Origin of the sequence: Flavobacterium algoriphilum (assembly GCF_048158655.1) — a bacterium.
In the GTDB taxonomy this organism is placed as follows: domain Bacteria; phylum Bacteroidota; class Bacteroidia; order Flavobacteriales; family Flavobacteriaceae; genus Flavobacterium; species Flavobacterium algoriphilum.
This window is the reverse complement of sequence record NZ_JBLNKY010000003.1, coordinates 279,400-295,434: the sequence shown is the minus strand read 5'-3', so window position 1 is coordinate 295,434 and position 16,035 is coordinate 279,400. Positions and strand designations below refer to the sequence as shown.

Here is a 16,035-nt window from a genome sequence, read left to right as displayed (position 1 = left end):
TATTTTAACTCTAACCATATTGTGTCTGACAAAGATACAATAAAACCATATTGTATAATGAAAAACATGTATTTAAGAATAGGAACTACCTATTTTAAGAAATCCCTATATCCCTTTCCTTCAGGTGATTTTATCGAGATTTTAGTAATTTGGTCAGCAGAATTGATAAGACAAGATCACGGTAAAAATCTCCTTTCAGAAATTGAAAGATTTGATGGCTTTATTTGTACACCTGAAAATCGTCCTGAACACTTTAAGAAAAGAGTACAAGATTATTACAACACCTATCATCAAATAAGCAAATCGCCCTCAGCAGGAGATATTACCCATACACTTACTTTCTTATCCCATATTTTTGGTGAACAACTAGATTTAGGAATTGACTATTTGCAGTTGCTTTATTTAAAACCAACCCAAATCTTACCCATTTTATGTTTAATTAGTAAAGAAAGATCAACCGGAAAATCAACCTTCCTAAAGTGGTTAAAAGAAATCTATGAATACAATCTGACTTTCTTAACTAATAGTGACTTTACTTCAAACTTTAACTCCGACTGGAGTTCAAAACTATTGATTTGTATTGATGAAGTTTTGTTTAAGACTGATGAACTCACAGAACGAATAAAATACCTTTCTACGACCAATACACATAAAACAGAAGCCAAAGGAAAAGACAAAAAAGAAGCTTCCTTTTTTGGAAAATTTATCCTTTGTTCTAATAATGAAACTTCATTTATTAAAATTGATGCAGATGAAATTCGTTTTTGGATCATAAAAGTAAATCGTTACCAAAAAGAGGATGTTAATTTCTTAAAAAAACTAACCGACGAAATTCCTGCATTTCTACATTTTCTAACAAATAGAAAATTATCTACCGAAAATCAATCTCGAATGTGGTTTACTCCACAACAGATTAAAACTAAAGCATTGCAAAAATTGGTACGCTATAATTCGAGCAAAATTGAAACTGAATTAGCAAATGTTTTATTGAATACGATGGAAAGTTTAGATATTGAAATTTTAGAATTTTGTTTCTCAGATTTATTGAATATTTTGAACAAATTCAGGATAAAATATGATGCTGCTGAAATAAAAAAAATCGTTCGTGAAAATTGGAAATTAGTCCCAGCATCTAACTCTAATAAATACCAAAAAATAACAGTCACAATAGATTTAGATTTTTATCAAAATCTATCCAAAGGAAGACATTATTCAATTTCTAGGATTTTTTTACTCGAAAAATTGATGATTTGATGACAACATAGTCTCAGCCCTATATTCACAAGGCTTCATCTTGTCATCATTTTGTCATCAAAAATGAAAGTGATGACAGAAAAATGATGACGAACAAAAAAAAGAAGTCAAAAATGATGACATGATGACAAAATGATGACAACGCAATCCCTTTACCACATTGACCAAAGGATGCTCTGTCATCAAATCATCATTTTTTTGCAATTTTTTACCCTATAAAAACACATAACCATGAATTCGACTCAAGCAAGAGAAATTTCAATAGAAAAGGTACTTCAAAATTTAGGATGTGAACCCACAAAATCAAATGAAAATGAAAGTTGGTATTTATCCCCTTTTAGAATTGAAAAAACAGCCTCTTTTAAGCTCAATAGAAAAATTAATCGATGGTTTGACCACGGAGACCAGAAAGGCGGGAACGTTATAGACTTCGTAATTCAAAAGTTTGGATTTAGTGTTAATGAAGCTTTGAGTTACCTAGAAAAATTCGATACTTTTTTTTCTTTTCAAAAGCAAATTTTTGAAACACCAACTAAGGAACTGAATAGTACTAATCATATTGAAAAAATAATACCGGTTCAACATGTCGCTTTAATTCAATATCTAAAAAGTAGACAAATACATAATTTCAAAAATATTAAACAGCTCAAAGAAATCCACTACAAAATAAATGAAAAAAATTACTTCGCTTTAGGATTTCAAAATAAAAGCCAAGGATGGGAAATCAGGTCTAAATTTGCAAAACTCTGCTTACTAAAGAAAAACATATCGCTAATCCACAATGAATCAAAAACGCTAAGGATTTACGAAGGTTTTTTTGACTATTTATCTTTTATACAAGTTCGGGAAAATTTAATAATGGAGGAATCGGATTATTTGATTTTAAATTCGGTGGCATTGTTAGTGACGAATATTTCGGTTTTGAGTAATTACGATTTTATAGAATTGTACTTAGATAATGACACGACAGGAGATAAATATTCTTTATTGGTAATGGAAAGATATGAAAACACGAAAGATTGTCGAGCGCTTTTTTATGGATTTAAAGACCTAAATGAATGGTTGGTAAATGGCGGTGAAATTAAAGATTGAATATGAAGATATGAGGGAGCAAGAGGGGATTGCGCTATGCGACAATCCAAAACACAACTGACTGATTTTTAATAATTTAACTTAATATACTTTCGATGAATGCGTGCATTCGTACTCCATTTTTACTAACCAAATACCAAACAAAACTTATAATCAACACTTTACAATGGAAAATAGTAGCCATAATTACATGCAGAAGGATGTAAACATAAGAATTAGCCGTGAATGCAAAAGCCAACTCGATTGGTTAAAAAAGACTTACGATTTCCCAACTTTTAACGAGTGTATTTCTCAAGTCCATTATTTTTTCAAGAGAAATAATATATCTCCAAACGAACAAATCTCGAATGTGTTTTTGAAAAATTTTCTTGAATTGAAGTCTGATTTAAAAAATTTCAAGATAGAAATAAATGAAAACCTGAAAGAAAATTTAAAAGAGAACGTGAAAATTTTAAAGTCAAACGAGAGAGATATTTTAACTCCCATGAGTCGAAAAATAAACACCCTTTTTGAAAATAAAATCGATCAATCAATTGATAAAAGAAATGGAAGTTTGATTGAGAAAGCTGAAGAGCCGAACATAATTTCGCAACAAAATAAAAAAATTATCAGCCTTACACAGGATTTATCTTCCACGAACCAACAGTTAAACTCCATGCAAAAAAGTATAGAAGGGATAAATGAAGATTTAAGATTTTACAGGAAATTACACGAAATTATAAAGGAAAACACAAAAATAGAGAAGCAGTTGATTGGTAAGGACAAAGTAGTTATTGAATGGGATATTGAAGATTGGAAAAGAATTTTAGAATACGTGGAAGCCTTTAATCGAAACAGATAAAATCATGAATGTAAAATTTATCGCCCACGATGCCAAATCAAGTTCTAATTGTTCGGGGCTTGTCGAATATTTGAATAAAGAGAACGAAATTGACACGGATAAAGTAAGACTGCAGGAGAATTTTTTCAATCAAGAATATTCAGAGACACAACCTTTGCAAAACCTAAAAATGAATGATGTGAAAGATGATATCGATTCAAATAGGGGCTCTCGCAAATTAAACGAATCAAATTTCTACATGCTGAATATTTCGCCAAGTAAAGACGAACTAAAACACCTTAAAAACATTGCGGTTGTCGAATTAACCAAAAGGGAATACGATAAAAACAGTCCTATTTACGAAGAAAGCAAACAAGAACTTATCAAGATGCAATTGAAACTTTACACCAAAAATATTATGTCTGAATACGCTTCAAATTTCGAAAGGGAGATCTACATTAACTCTAACAAGCTTCCGAACAATGAGGAAAAGAAAGCCCTAGAAAGTGAAACAAATAAAATTTACAAAGACTATTTGAAAGAAAGAGGAATTGAGATAAAAGAAAATACAAATCCGAAGGAGTGGAAGGAATTGAAGGATTTGAAAATCATTTCGGAAAACAAAAAATCTTTAAAAGTTGAAATGAATTTGGAAGGTTTTGGAAACAAAGAGGTTTCTATTCCAAAAACACTTCTACATGAACAAAAAAACGGAACGTATAAAATCCCTAAAACATTATATAATAACAAAATAAATGAAGCTATTGAGAAAGAATACGGAACTGAAAAAGAGGATATATACAAAGACCTTGCTAATCAAAAAGGGTTCAATTTAAGCAAAAGACAGCTTACAGGCGATGATTTACTTTGGTACGGAAAAGTAGAGACACAAAGGCATTACAACCACAAAGACAGGGAAGTTATAAGGAACAAGGAACTTTTACGAGAAATCAAAATTGAAAAAAGCAATCCTGAAAAAATAAAGGAATTGGAAGCCAAATTAAACAGAGACCCATTTACCAAAGAAGTCATCAAACACGACACGTTGAAAGGTGGCGACAACTACCACGTACACGTTTTAGTGTCTAGGCACGACAGAACCAACCAAAATACTCGGGATAAAATATCTCTTTCCCCCCTGGCATCCGCAGGGATAAAATGCTTTTGGCTGGGAAAAACCAAGTTGGTTTTAATCGCAGTGCTTTTTTTAAAACGGCAGAGCAAACCTTTGATAAAAATTTCGAGTATGCCAGACCCATTCATCAATCGTATGAATATTTTAATGATAGAAAGAAAAATTACAATATTGAAAAGTCCGAAAAAGAAAGAGGAAATAAAATATCCAGTGGAGTAAAAAACGAGACTAAAAACTTCATAATGAAGCACACAGGATTAAATGAGGTAAAGAAACAATTGAACCCTATTCAAAGTATAAAAGAGCATATTCCATTTGCGAAAATACCGACTAGTTTTCCAAAATCTATAACTGACATGTCAATAAAAGTTGTTAGAAAAGTTATGGATATGGGAAAGGATATGGGCTACTAATCGCTTTATTGTCCTCAATTTTTAGTTCAAAAGTTTTAAGCTTCGGAAAACCTCTAAACTAGAATAAGATTTTTATTTAGAAATGGAGCCGAATCAAAAGTTATTTCTTAACTTTATTTGATGGCTACGTTAGCATGTCCAAAATCAATAATGAATTTAATTTAGAAGAAAAAAAAAGGCGTATGAAAATAAAATACACAAATAAATTTGTTAAAAATCAAGAAGAAGAAAGTTTACCTGCTAACATCAAATCTAAAATTGATAAAAAAGTAGAACAAAATATTAGATATTTAGCATCAAAAGAAGATTTAATAAAAGGTTTAAGCGATGTTAAAAATAGATTAACTCAAAAAATTTATTGGATAAGTCTAATTCAAATACTCGCAATTATAGGAATTGTTATTGCAATGTTTAAGTTATTTAAATAAAATTTAAAGTCCTACTTCGGTTGAATTTTTTTTGTGTGTGCTTTTAATTTCAGTAATTACCCTTAAAAACTGCACATTTGCACTCGTAGAAACAGAAAAAATACGCAAGAACTTTCTGTGATTGCTAAGTTAGCATGTCCATCCAAACCGACTTCGGCTACTAGCTTATAGTCCCAGAATAACTTAATAACAACTAAAAACATACTAAAAGAAAGATATTTCTTTATTATTTACGGTTTTCCTGATTACACTTCAGTATATATTCGATACTTTAGCAGTTATTAAATTCAAAAACAATAATTGCTTAATGGCAGCATAACAAAAACAAAAATTAGAACAACAACTCTGGAATATAGCCAATACCCTTCGGGGGAAGATGGATGCTGATGATTTTAGAGATTACATATTAGGTTTTATTTTCTACAAGTACCTTAGTACTAAAATGGATTTGTATGCCAACACCATCCTTAAACCAGACGGTTTAACTTTCCAACAAATAGAAGGACATCCTGATGAAGCACTTTTGATGCAGGAAATAAAACAACTCGCCATTGATAAATTGGGCTTTTTCTTAGAACCAGCTGATTTGTTTTCGGAATTAGCACGAAGAGGAAACGCTGGCGGAAAAAATAATTTCATTCTTGGTGATTTAGCCAAAGTACTCACGCACATTGAGCAAAGCACTATGGGTTCTGAAAGCGAAGAAGATTTTGGCAACCTGTTTTCCGACTTGGATTTAACTTCTCACAAACTAGGAAAATCAGAAGCCGACAAAAATGAATTGATTGTAAAAGTGTTAGTTCATTTAGATGAGATTGATTTTGATTTGGAAAATACCGATAGTGACGTTCTGGGCGATGCTTACGAATATTTAATAGGACAGTTTGCCAGTGGCGCAGGAAAAAAAGCAGGTGAATTTTACACCCCACAACAAGTAAGCAGTGTTTTAGCACAATTGGTAACCGTTGGAAAAGACAAATTAAAGAGTGTTTATGACCCTACTTGTGGTTCTGGTTCTTTGTTGTTGCGAGTAGCGAAAGAGGTGAACAATGTAAGTGCTTTTTACGGTCAGGAAATGAACCCTACGACCTACAACTTATGCAGAATGAATATGATTATGCACGATGTGCATTACAAGCGATTTGATATAAAAAACGAAGATACTTTAGAGCGCCCACAGCATTTTGATATGCGTTTTGAAGCCATTGTTGCTAATCCTCCTTTTTCTGCAAATTGGAGTGCAAGTCCTTTGTTTATGAACGACGACCGTTTCTCAGCTTATGGGAAACTCGCACCAAGCAGTAAAGCTGATTTTGCCTTTGTGCAACATATGGTTCACCAGCTTGCCGATAATGGAACTATGGCAATCGTTCTGCCTCACGGTGTTTTGTTTCGTGGTGGAGCAGAAGGACACATACGAGAGTATTTGATAAAAGAGAAGAATTACTTGGATGCCGTAATAGGTTTGCCAGCTAATATTTTTTACGGAACGAGTATCCCGACTTGTATTTTGGTTTTGAAGAAAAAGCGTACCGATGCCAAAAGCATTTTGTTTATAGATGCCAGCCAACATTACGAAAAGATGAAAACCCAAAACGTGTTGCGTACCGAGGATATTGACAAAATTATTAGCACATACGAAAACCGAATCAAAGAAGAAAAATACAGCCATATTGCTCCTTTAAGAGAAGTAGCCACCAACGATTATAACCTGAATGTCCCTCGTTATGTAGATACATTTGAAGAAGAAGATGCTGTAGATTTAAAAGCCATAACCACCGAATTACGCCAATTAGCAGACCTTGGTAAAACAACCGATGCAACAATTGAAAGCTTTTGTACTGAATTAGGAATTGAAACACCATTTTAATGAGTACAGTATATTTATCTATTGAAAGTAAAACAACTCTTCTCCCTAAATTGCGATTTATGGGATTTGATGAGGAATGGAAACTTGAAAAATTCGGAAAATTAGCAACTAATAAATCAGGTAAATTCAATCCTATAAAAGAAAACTCTTTTACTAAGTGTATTGAATTAGAACATCTGGAAACAGGAACTGGTCAATTACTTGGTTTTATTGACGGAAGTAACTCTGGAAGTATAAAAAATAAGTTTAATGAAGGTGATGTGCTTTTTGGTAAATTAAGACCTTATTTAAAAAAATATCTTCAAGCTCCTTTTGAAGGAGTATGTTCTTCAGAAATATGGGTATTGAAAGGAGTAAAAATCACTAATTCTTTTCTATATCAACTTGTTCAAACGAATAAATTTATAGATATAGCAAATCAATCAAGTGGTTCAAAAATGCCTCGAGCAGATTGGAATGTTGTAGAAAATTGTGTTTTCACAATCCCTACCCTCCCAGAACAACAAAAAATAGCTTCTTTTTTAAGTGCGGTCGATGAAAAAATACAGCAACTTACTCGCAAAAAGAAAATGTTAGAAAAATATAAAAAAGGCGTAATGCAACAATTGTTCTCTGGAAAATTGCGGTTTAAAAACGAGAATGGGAATGATTATGCGGATTGGGAAGAGAAAAAGTTGGGAGATGTTGCAAAATATTATGATGGAACTCATCAAACACCAAATTATGTTGAAACAGGAATACCTTTTTACAGTGTAGAACATGTAACAGCAGATCAATTTACAAAATCAAAGTATATTTCAAAAGAGGTATTTGAAAAAGAAAATAAACGAGTAAAACTGGAAAAAGGTGATATTTTGATGACTAGAATTGGCGATATAGGCACATCTCGTTTAATTGATTGGGATATAAAGGCATCATTTTATGTAAGTCTAGCACTTATTAAACAAAATGAAAAATATAATTCAACGTTTTTAAATCAATATATATCATCTGTTTATTTTCAAAAAGAATTATGGGCTAATACAATTCATGTTGCTTTTCCAAAAAAAATTAATCTTGGAGAAATCGGAAAATGTAAAATTAAATTTCCTTCCCTTCCTGAACAACAAAAAATAGCTAATTTTTTATCAAGTATTGATACCAAAATAGAAAGTACCAGACAACAACTTAACCAAACACAAAGCTTTAAAAAAGGCTTGTTGCAGCAACTATTTGTATAAAAACCTCTAACTATGGAATTATTAAAAGAATCACAGCACAGTTTTATTCAAAATGAGATTTGGATGCTAACTTTTGGAGCTGCTTTCCAAAGGTCAAACATTTACAATAAAACAGCTTCTGAAGAGCAAAGAGGTTATTTTAAAACCATGACTAGAGGGTTTATTGAGAATGTCGTTATAGACAGCTACAAAACTGGAAAGGTAAGCGATGAGCAGCACGTTGAAAACATAAAAGGTATCAGTGAGTACAGTTCTAATTTTTCAGAAATCTTTCAAGAAGGGAAAATCAACTTTGGCATCGCTCAAAAAATATTAAATCTATACCTAAAGTACATGTGGTCGCTAGGGCATATTCAGGAACCGCCTCATTTTCCAATAGATAGAATTATTCAAAGCAAATTAATAGGGCATACAAGACAATTAGGAATCAAACCAATTGCACTAAAGCCGTGGACACAATTTAATGATGAAAAGCATTATTTAGAAGTGATTAACAGTGCCAGAGATTTAATACTGAATAGTGTATCTTTTGCCAAACACAGCTTAGCAGAGTTGGAATTATTATTATTTGATAGAAGATAAAAATGGGGCATCAATCTGAAGCGATATTAGAAAAGAACTTAATCAGGCAATTGCGTGGTTTAGATTATGGGTCTGTACTAATTCAGGATGATACTGCTTTGGTTTCCAACCTAAAAAGCCAATTAGAAGTTTTTAACGAAAGCACTTTTACTGCCAAAGAGTTTGATGCTATTATCAATCATTTAGCCAAAGGCAATGTTTTTGAAAAAGCCAAAACGCTACGTGACCGCTTTCAATTAACCAAGGAAGATGGCACTTCATTTTATGTTCGTTTTTTTAATGCGGAAGATAATAGCAAAAATCTGTTTCAAGTTACCAATCAAATTAGTCTGGAAGGAAGCTACAAGAACCGTTTTGATGTCACGCTTTTGGTCAATGGTTTGCCATTGGTGCAAATAGAATTGAAACGTTCGGGTATCGAAATAAAAGAAGCTTTCAATCAAATCAATCGCTACCAAATGCATTCGTTTTGGAGCAATCATGGTTTGTTTCAATACGTGCAATTGTTTGTGATAAGTAATGGAGTCAATACCAAATATTTGGCAAATAACAAATTACAATCGGTCAAGCAAACCTTCTTTTGGGCAGATGATAAAAATAAAAACATCACCGAGTTAACCGAGTTTGCAGCAGCTTTCCTAAACCCCAATCATTTAGGCAAAATGGTGGCGCATTATATCGTGATTAACGAAACCCATAAAGTGATGATGGTGTTGCGTCCGTATCAATATTTCGCTACAGAAGCGATTATTCATCAAGTTAAAAATTCTAGCGACAACGCCTATATTTGGCACACGACAGGTTCGGGTAAAACCCTAACTTCTTTCAAGGCAAGCCAGATTGTAATGGAATTGCCAGAGGTGTACAAAGTAGTTTTTGTAGTCGACAGAAAAGATTTGGATTACCAAACCATGAACGAGTTCAACGCTTTCAAAAAAGACAGTGTTGATGTCACTGATAATACACAATCCTTGGTAAGGCAATTGACTGATAACACGAAGTTGGTCTTAACGACGATTCAAAAATTAAACAATGCGGTTGCAGAACGTTTTAAAGGCAGCATTGAATCATTACGACATAAGAAAATCGTTTTTATTTTTGATGAATGCCATCGCAGTCAGTTTGGAGAAACCCACGAACGGATTACCAAATTCTTTGAGAAAAGTCAGTTGATTGGTTTTACAGGAACGCCCATATTTGCAGAAAATGCTTCTAAAAATGATTTAGGAAAACGTACCACCAAAGATTTATTTGGGAATTGCTTGCATAAATACGTGATTACCGATGCGATACGGGATCAAAACGTTTTGCGTTTTGGGATTGAATATGTAGGAAAATACAAAAACAAGAGCAATGCTTTTATCGATATCGAAGTCGAAGACATTGACAAGCAAGAAGTTTTGAATTCAGCCAAACGAATCAATAAAATCGTTGATTATATCATTGCCTATCACGATCAAAAAACCTTTAATAAAGACTATTCGGCATTATTAGCAGTCAGCAGTATTGATAATGTGATTCAATATTATGACCTTTTTCAACAAAAGAAAGCAGCCGGAGAACACGATTTGCGGATTGCCACCATTTTTACTTATGGTACCAATGAAGATTCAGATGAAGCCCAAGATTATCTACCTGATAATTATGAAGATTTTGACGTAGCTGCCGAACCGCAAACCATCTATAAATCTAAGCACACCAGAGACAAACTAGAGAGTTATATTGGTGATTATAACAAAATGTATGGTACTAGTTTTTCTACCAAAGACAGCCAGCAGTTTGAGAATTACTTCAAAAACATCAGTCAGCGTTTAAAAGATCGAGAAAAGGAAAATTTCAACCATGAGAAAGACCGTTTGGATATTGTAATTGTAGTAAATATGATGCTTACGGGTTTCGATGCTAAAAAAGTAAATACACTTTATGTAGATAAAAACCTGAAGCAACACGGCTTAATTCAGGCATATTCCAGAACCAACCGAATATTGGGAGAACAGAAGTCACAAGGAAACATTTTGTCCTTTAGAAACCTCAAAAAGGCGACAGACGATGCCATTACTTTGTTTTCGAATAAAGATGCCATTGAAATTGTTACCATGCCCGATTATGAAGCCATTGCAGAAAAGTTTGACGAAGCATTGCAACTGTTACGGGAAATTACACCAACCTATCAAAGCGTAAATGATTTGGAAAGCGAAGAGGATACAGCGCATTTTGTACAAGCTTTTAGAAAATTGATGCGAGCGATGAACGTATTGCAATCCTACACTGATTTTGATTGGGATGATTTACTAATTGACGAACAGGAATTTGAAGACTACAAAAGCAAATACTTAGACTTGTACGAAAAGGTTAAACGTGATACTGAAAAACAAAAAACTTCGATACTCGATGACATTGATTTTGAATTAGAGTTAATTCATAGAGACCAAATCAACGTTGCCTATATCCTCAAATTGTTAGCACAATTGAAAGGGGCAAAATCATCGGCAGCAGTTGCACAAAGAAAAGCCATTATCGATTTATTGGGTGGTGATATTCAGTTAAGAAGCAAACGTGAGTTGATTCAGAAATTCATTGATGAAAATTTACCGTTCATTAAAGACGGAGACAGCATCGACGATGAATTTGAAAAATATTGGCAAGATCAAAAAGTGTTAGCACTAGGCAAACTATGTGAAGAGGAACATCTTGACAAAGCACAATTCAAAGCATTAATAGATGCTTACATCTACAGCGGCAGAGAACCCATAAAAGATGAAGTTTTCCAGTGTTTAGACCATAGACCCAGTATTCTTCAAGCAAGAGTAATTGGAGATAGAATTATTGCTAAAATGAAGGAGTTTGTGGAGATTTTTGTGAAGGGGATGATGGCGTAATTATTTTAAAAAAAATAAAGGAAAATGAATACAGTAAATTACAATTCAAAATTTAAAAAAGCAATTGAATTAGCAAAAGATAAAGATTTGTTTTTAGGAAGTGGAAATCCTAACGCTAAAATAGCACTTGTTGGAAAAGAAGCGGCAATAGATCTACTGAAATTTTCAGATCAACATAAAAGAGAGATTATCAATAATGCAGCTGACTGGGATAGTAATTATGACAACAAAATCCAGTTTTCAGAAATTGATAATTGGTTTACCCTACCAAAGTACAATCCTTTATATCCTTATAAAGGACAAAAAAACAATGTAGAAAGTCGAAATGAAACAGGTGATATTATCGGAGGAAGAGGAGGAACCAGTAAAACGTGGTATAACTATCAAAAAATTATCGATAAGGTCCACTTTAATGATATACCAAGTAAATTAATCAATTTCCATGAATATGCTTTTATCACAGAGCTTAATCAGATTACGGGAAGCTACAGTAAAAATGTTCCAAAAAAAATTAGAAAGGACAGTATCACAAAAAGAAAAGAGTTATTCAAAGAACCTTTTTTTAAAGATTTTACAATAACTATTATTGCCGTTGGGCATTATGTGAGAGATTTTGATATTGATTTACAGAATATTTTTCAAGTAAAATTTCATGAACAACATTCAAAAGAGCTTTCAGAAAGTCTAAATAAAGAATATATCAATGTTCATTATAATGATTTAGAAAAACCTACCAAACTTTTAATTCATACCAATCAATTGAGCATGGTTAGCAATGAATTGATAAATAGATTAGGTAAATTTTGCAATGATTTTAAAAAATTAGTTTAAATAAATATAATATGGCAGTATATAAATTGAAGGCAAAAAACAATTATGGTGATATGTCCAAAGGTTATGAATTTCAAGTAATTTCAGCAACAATTCCGACACCAAATGCGAGTGATATTGAAAAGGAAATAATTCGATTAGGATTTAACAAACAAGCACAATCCTATAAAAGCGTAGGGAATTTTGAGGTAACTAAAAGCTAATATTGAACCTTAAATAAATTCAAATAAACATATAAAAAAGGTTGTAACTGGTTTTGAAAGTGGTTTTGCAGAGGGAGAAAGTAAAATAAAGAATTAAATTGCTTAATTATGGATATTAAAAATTATAGAAAATTTGTAAATGATAGTCCAATTAAGGATAAATTAAACAGTATAAATATTGTTTTAAATTATCCTCATCTAGAGTCAAAAATTGAACTGAAAGGCATTCAATCCATATATAAATTTATTTATGATCAAGTTATCGGTTGGAATCATATTGAAAAAATTCCTGAGTACTTAGAACACTCCAAAAGACATTTTGAATCTTTAAAATCGAGAATAATTGGTTTATCAGAATATTTCAAGGAAAATAATTTAAGCCAATTTGATTACCAATGGAATCAATTAGTTAGTGAGATAACAAATTCAAGAATTCAGAATAGTTATTATACTTTTTTAATTGATTCTCCTGAAACTGATTTTTTATTTAAAGTAAACAACAAAAATCAAAATTCCACACAAGGCGCTATAGATTATATCACAAGTGAGAACATAAATTTTAATAAAGGTATAGGCTATTTTACAGGGGTTTTATTCGCTTATGAATTTAAAAATCAAACGGAATCTGAAATATTACATAGGAGAAATAATGAAAAAATAAGTTTAGGTCAAATAAGAGAAAAATACAACAATTTCATCGTTGAAGCGGAGCAACAATTAAACGGATATCTTTCTGATGCTAAAGAAAATCTGACAACTCATTTTGAATCTGTCGATAAATTAAAAGAAGAAAAAAACGATAACTATGAAAGTTGGTTTAAAAATATAGAAGATGAATTTGACAATTTTTATGCTACAGCTCAAGAATCTATAAAAATAAATGAGGAGCTCTATAAAGAAAAATTAAGATTAGAAGCACCTGCAAAATACTGGAAAGACAGAGCCATACTACTCAAAACTGAAGGGAAATCATATCTTAATTGGTTAATTAAAGTGTCTGTAGTTGCATCAATTTTATTATTTACTTTATTAATGTCATTAGGTACAGATTATTTTGAAACTGCTTTTAATGATAAAGTTAAAGGCATAAAATGGTCGATTATTTTAATCACAATAGTTTCTTTATTAGCCTTTACTATAAAAATATTATCCAAAATGACATTCAGTTCTTTTCATTTATCAAGAGATGCTGAAGAAAGAGAACAATTAACCCATTTTTATTTAGCACTTAAAAAAGACACGACTATAGAACCTCAAGAACGCCAGTTAATTTTGCAATCTCTTTTTAGCCGCGCCGATACTGGATTATTAAAAGATGATTCATCCCCTACAATGCCAACAAGTATAATTGAAAAATTTGCAGGGGGTAAGTAAACGTTATAATCAAATTGATACTAAAAAGGAAGAGTTAATGTTGGTTTATTATGAAAGTATCAAGAAAATTAGGCATAATAAGTAATTGTTACAGCATGTTTTGAGAGAGGTATTGCTTGGGAAAAGGTTTAAAAATTTAGATAAAAATATCAAAACAAGATTATGGAATATAAATACCAACTTATAATATTAGGTTCTGATGTAGCTGAAAAACATCATATATTAGGTAGATTAATGGAAAAATTAAAAGATTTAGGATTACCTAAATCAATTTTGAAGATTATTGATTCAAATAATATAACCGATGAATACTTAGGTAATCAACCAGCATTTGGACTTTATTTCGGAGATATTGAGGGAGACCATAAAGATTTAGATATCTGTCAAAAATTAATTAAGGATGGAACGATGATTTTACCAATTTTTTTCAGTTCAAAGGAAGGTGCTTTTGGAAAAGAAATACCTTGTATTCTAGCTAACCAAAACGGTATTCAATTTAAAGAAAATGAATTAGATAGGATTGCAAACATAATTTTAGAATCTTTTGAGCTTTTAAGAAGTACTAGGAAGATATTTATTAGTTATAGAAGAAATGAATCAACTTCTATTGCTATTCAATTATACGAAGCTCTTGAATCGTATAATTATGATGTCTTTTTAGATACTCATACAATTGGAAAAGGAGAACCTTTTCAAGATGAATTATGGCATAGAATGACAGATTGTGACGTTATTGTTTTGCTTAATACACCTAAATTTTTAGAAAGTCATTGGTGTAAGGAGGAATTTGCGGAAGCAGGAGTAAAACAAATTGGTTTAGTTCAGTTGGTATGGCCAAATCACGATATTAAAAACATTGATTCTAGTTCTCATATAAGTTATCCAATGATCTTAAAAGCTGATGATTTTGTAGATAATATTTTTAATAATAAAGATAGATCAAAATTAGTAGATGTAATAGTTGAAGAAGTGATAACAAAAGTTGAATCAGTTAGGGCAAGAAATTTAGCATCCAGACAAGATAATTTAATAACTGATTTTAGAAACATAGCGGAACAATGTGGCAGGGTTGTAACTGTGCAGCCAGAAAAGTTCTTAACCGAAGACATTGACGATACAAGAATTGTTTATATTCCAACTATAGGTATTCCTCAATCAACTAGTTGTCAATCTGCTGAAATAAGAAAAGAATTATATAGGCATGATAAAGTTTCCGTAAGATTAATATATGATGATTTAAGAATTAGAGATAAATGGCTTAATCATCTAGATTGGTTAAATGACAATTTCAAAAAAGATATAAAAACATTAAAAAAACAAGATTTTAAAACATGGCTTCAACAGAGATAAAAAATATATTCCTTTCTGCGAGTGTTCCCTTACCAGAAAGAGATGCGAAATATACAGAGACATCAGATATTATTGCAATCAGAGATGCGGTAATAGCTTTATCAACTGTTGTGTTGCCACATCATAGAATAATTTGGGGAGGACACCCATCTATTACACCGTTGATTTATTATGTGATGAATAAACTTGATTTAAATATTCAAAAACATGTAACGATTTACCAATCTAGGTTGTTCGAAAAGTTTTTCCTAGCTGATAACAATAAATTTGAAAATATAGTTCTTACAGATATTGTTGAAAATGATAGAGATAAAAGTCTTCTTCATATGAGAGAAAGAATGCTTTCAGAATCTGAATTCTCAGCGGCTGTTTTTATTGGAGGAATGGATGGAATTGAAGTTGAATATAAAATGTTCAAGGAAAAACATCCAAATTCTTTAATACTCCCAATTGCTAGTACAGGTGCAGCTACAAAAATTATTTATGATAGTATTTTACCTGAAGAAGAAAAACATGAGCGCTTTGTAAAAGATTATGGTTATATGTCCTTGTTTCAAAAATATTTAATTGATAAAATATAATAA

General features: G+C 31.6%; 14 protein-coding genes and 1 pseudogene. All 15 read left to right on the top strand.

Annotated elements, in window-relative coordinates:
- The first annotated feature begins 57 nt into the window (after window positions 1–57).
- The 15 genes and pseudogenes from ACM55G_RS08355 to ACM55G_RS08285 all read left to right on the top strand — a co-directional run bounded on the left by ACM55G_RS08355 (window position 58) and on the right by ACM55G_RS08285 (window position 16,032).
- Entirely contained in the window at window positions 58–1,254 is a 1,197-nt protein-coding gene (locus ACM55G_RS08355) for a primase-helicase family protein (protein WP_416843445.1), read from the top strand.
- Between the two features lie 231 nt (window positions 1,255–1,485).
- Window positions 1,486–2,346, top strand: a complete 861-nt coding sequence (locus ACM55G_RS08350; protein WP_416843444.1) for a toprim domain-containing protein — start codon at window positions 1,486–1,488, stop codon at window positions 2,344–2,346.
- 166 nt (window positions 2,347–2,512) lie between these two features.
- Window positions 2,513–3,187: a BfmA/BtgA family mobilization protein gene (locus ACM55G_RS08345; protein WP_416843443.1), complete on the top strand. Its 675-nt coding sequence runs from the start codon at window positions 2,513–2,515 to the stop codon at window positions 3,185–3,187.
- Window positions 3,188–3,191: 4 nt separating this feature from the next.
- Window positions 3,192–4,298 (top strand): annotated as a pseudogene (locus ACM55G_RS08340) (DUF5712 family protein); the annotation flags it as partial.
- A 26-nt stretch (window positions 4,299–4,324) separates the two neighbouring features.
- The gene (locus tag ACM55G_RS08335) at window positions 4,325–4,714 is read left to right on the top strand and encodes a DUF5712 family protein (RefSeq protein WP_416843442.1); all 390 of its coding nucleotides are present in this window, start codon (window positions 4,325–4,327) and stop codon (window positions 4,712–4,714) included.
- Between the two features lie 182 nt (window positions 4,715–4,896).
- A complete protein-coding gene (locus tag ACM55G_RS08330) occupies window positions 4,897–5,142 on the top strand; it encodes a hypothetical protein (protein WP_416843441.1) in 246 nt (81 codons plus the stop codon).
- 376 nt (window positions 5,143–5,518) lie between these two features.
- Entirely contained in the window at window positions 5,519–7,012 is a 1,494-nt protein-coding gene (locus ACM55G_RS08325) for a type I restriction-modification system subunit M (protein ID WP_416843440.1), read from the top strand.
- Window positions 7,012–8,232, top strand: a complete 1,221-nt coding sequence (locus ACM55G_RS08320; RefSeq protein ID WP_416843439.1) for a restriction endonuclease subunit S — start codon at window positions 7,012–7,014, stop codon at window positions 8,230–8,232. The genes ACM55G_RS08325 and ACM55G_RS08320 overlap by 1 nt, the downstream gene beginning before the upstream one ends.
- A 12-nt stretch (window positions 8,233–8,244) precedes the next feature.
- A complete protein-coding gene (locus tag ACM55G_RS08315; RefSeq protein WP_416843438.1) occupies window positions 8,245–8,814 on the top strand; it encodes a hypothetical protein in 570 nt (189 codons plus the stop codon).
- A gap of 2 nt (window positions 8,815–8,816) precedes the next feature.
- Entirely contained in the window at window positions 8,817–11,693 is a 2,877-nt protein-coding gene (locus ACM55G_RS08310; RefSeq protein WP_416843437.1) for a type I restriction endonuclease subunit R, read from the top strand.
- Window positions 11,694–11,717: 24 nt separating this feature from the next.
- Window positions 11,718–12,524 (top strand): hypothetical protein, encoded by an 807-nt coding sequence (locus ACM55G_RS08305; protein WP_416843436.1) that lies wholly within the window; start codon window positions 11,718–11,720, stop codon window positions 12,522–12,524.
- An 11-nt stretch (window positions 12,525–12,535) separates the two neighbouring features.
- Window positions 12,536–12,727 carry a hypothetical protein gene (locus ACM55G_RS08300; RefSeq protein ID WP_416843435.1) on the top strand — a complete coding sequence of 64 codons (192 nt, stop codon included), beginning with the start codon at window positions 12,536–12,538 and terminating at the stop codon, window positions 12,725–12,727.
- A 108-nt stretch (window positions 12,728–12,835) separates the two neighbouring features.
- Window positions 12,836–14,101: a DUF6161 domain-containing protein gene (locus tag ACM55G_RS08295; RefSeq protein ID WP_416843434.1), complete on the top strand. Its 1,266-nt coding sequence runs from the start codon at window positions 12,836–12,838 to the stop codon at window positions 14,099–14,101.
- Between the two features lie 162 nt (window positions 14,102–14,263).
- Window positions 14,264–15,451 carry a toll/interleukin-1 receptor domain-containing protein gene (locus ACM55G_RS08290; RefSeq protein ID WP_416843433.1) on the top strand — a complete coding sequence of 396 codons (1,188 nt, stop codon included), beginning with the start codon at window positions 14,264–14,266 and terminating at the stop codon, window positions 15,449–15,451.
- Window positions 15,433–16,032: an SLOG domain-containing protein gene (locus ACM55G_RS08285; RefSeq protein WP_416843432.1), complete on the top strand. Its 600-nt coding sequence runs from the start codon at window positions 15,433–15,435 to the stop codon at window positions 16,030–16,032. Before ACM55G_RS08290 ends, ACM55G_RS08285 begins: the two co-directional genes overlap by 19 nt.
- The last annotated feature ends 3 nt before the right edge of the window (window positions 16,033–16,035 follow it).

Bases quoted from the DNA above. Each gene is read 5' to 3' on its own strand.
- ACM55G_RS08355 (WP_416843445.1), top strand. From the start codon at position 58: ATGAAAAACATGTATTTAAGAATAGGAACTACCTATTTTAAGAAATCC.
- ACM55G_RS08350 (WP_416843444.1), top strand. From the start codon at position 1,486: ATGAATTCGACTCAAGCAAGAGAAATTTCAATAGAAAAGGTACTTCAA.
- ACM55G_RS08345 (WP_416843443.1), top strand. From the start codon at position 2,513: ATGGAAAATAGTAGCCATAATTACATGCAGAAGGATGTAAACATAAGA.
- ACM55G_RS08335 (WP_416843442.1), top strand. From the start codon at position 4,325: ATGCTTTTGGCTGGGAAAAACCAAGTTGGTTTTAATCGCAGTGCTTTT.
- ACM55G_RS08330 (WP_416843441.1), top strand. From the start codon at position 4,897: ATGAAAATAAAATACACAAATAAATTTGTTAAAAATCAAGAAGAAGAA.
- ACM55G_RS08325 (WP_416843440.1), top strand. From the start codon at position 5,519: ATGGATGCTGATGATTTTAGAGATTACATATTAGGTTTTATTTTCTAC.
- ACM55G_RS08320 (WP_416843439.1), top strand. From the start codon at position 7,012: ATGAGTACAGTATATTTATCTATTGAAAGTAAAACAACTCTTCTCCCT.
- ACM55G_RS08315 (WP_416843438.1), top strand. From the start codon at position 8,245: ATGGAATTATTAAAAGAATCACAGCACAGTTTTATTCAAAATGAGATT.
- ACM55G_RS08310 (WP_416843437.1), top strand. From the start codon at position 8,817: ATGGGGCATCAATCTGAAGCGATATTAGAAAAGAACTTAATCAGGCAA.
- ACM55G_RS08305 (WP_416843436.1), top strand. From the start codon at position 11,718: ATGAATACAGTAAATTACAATTCAAAATTTAAAAAAGCAATTGAATTA.
- ACM55G_RS08300 (WP_416843435.1), top strand. From the start codon at position 12,536: ATGGCAGTATATAAATTGAAGGCAAAAAACAATTATGGTGATATGTCC.
- ACM55G_RS08295 (WP_416843434.1), top strand. From the start codon at position 12,836: ATGGATATTAAAAATTATAGAAAATTTGTAAATGATAGTCCAATTAAG.
- ACM55G_RS08290 (WP_416843433.1), top strand. From the start codon at position 14,264: ATGGAATATAAATACCAACTTATAATATTAGGTTCTGATGTAGCTGAA.
- ACM55G_RS08285 (WP_416843432.1), top strand. From the start codon at position 15,433: ATGGCTTCAACAGAGATAAAAAATATATTCCTTTCTGCGAGTGTTCCC.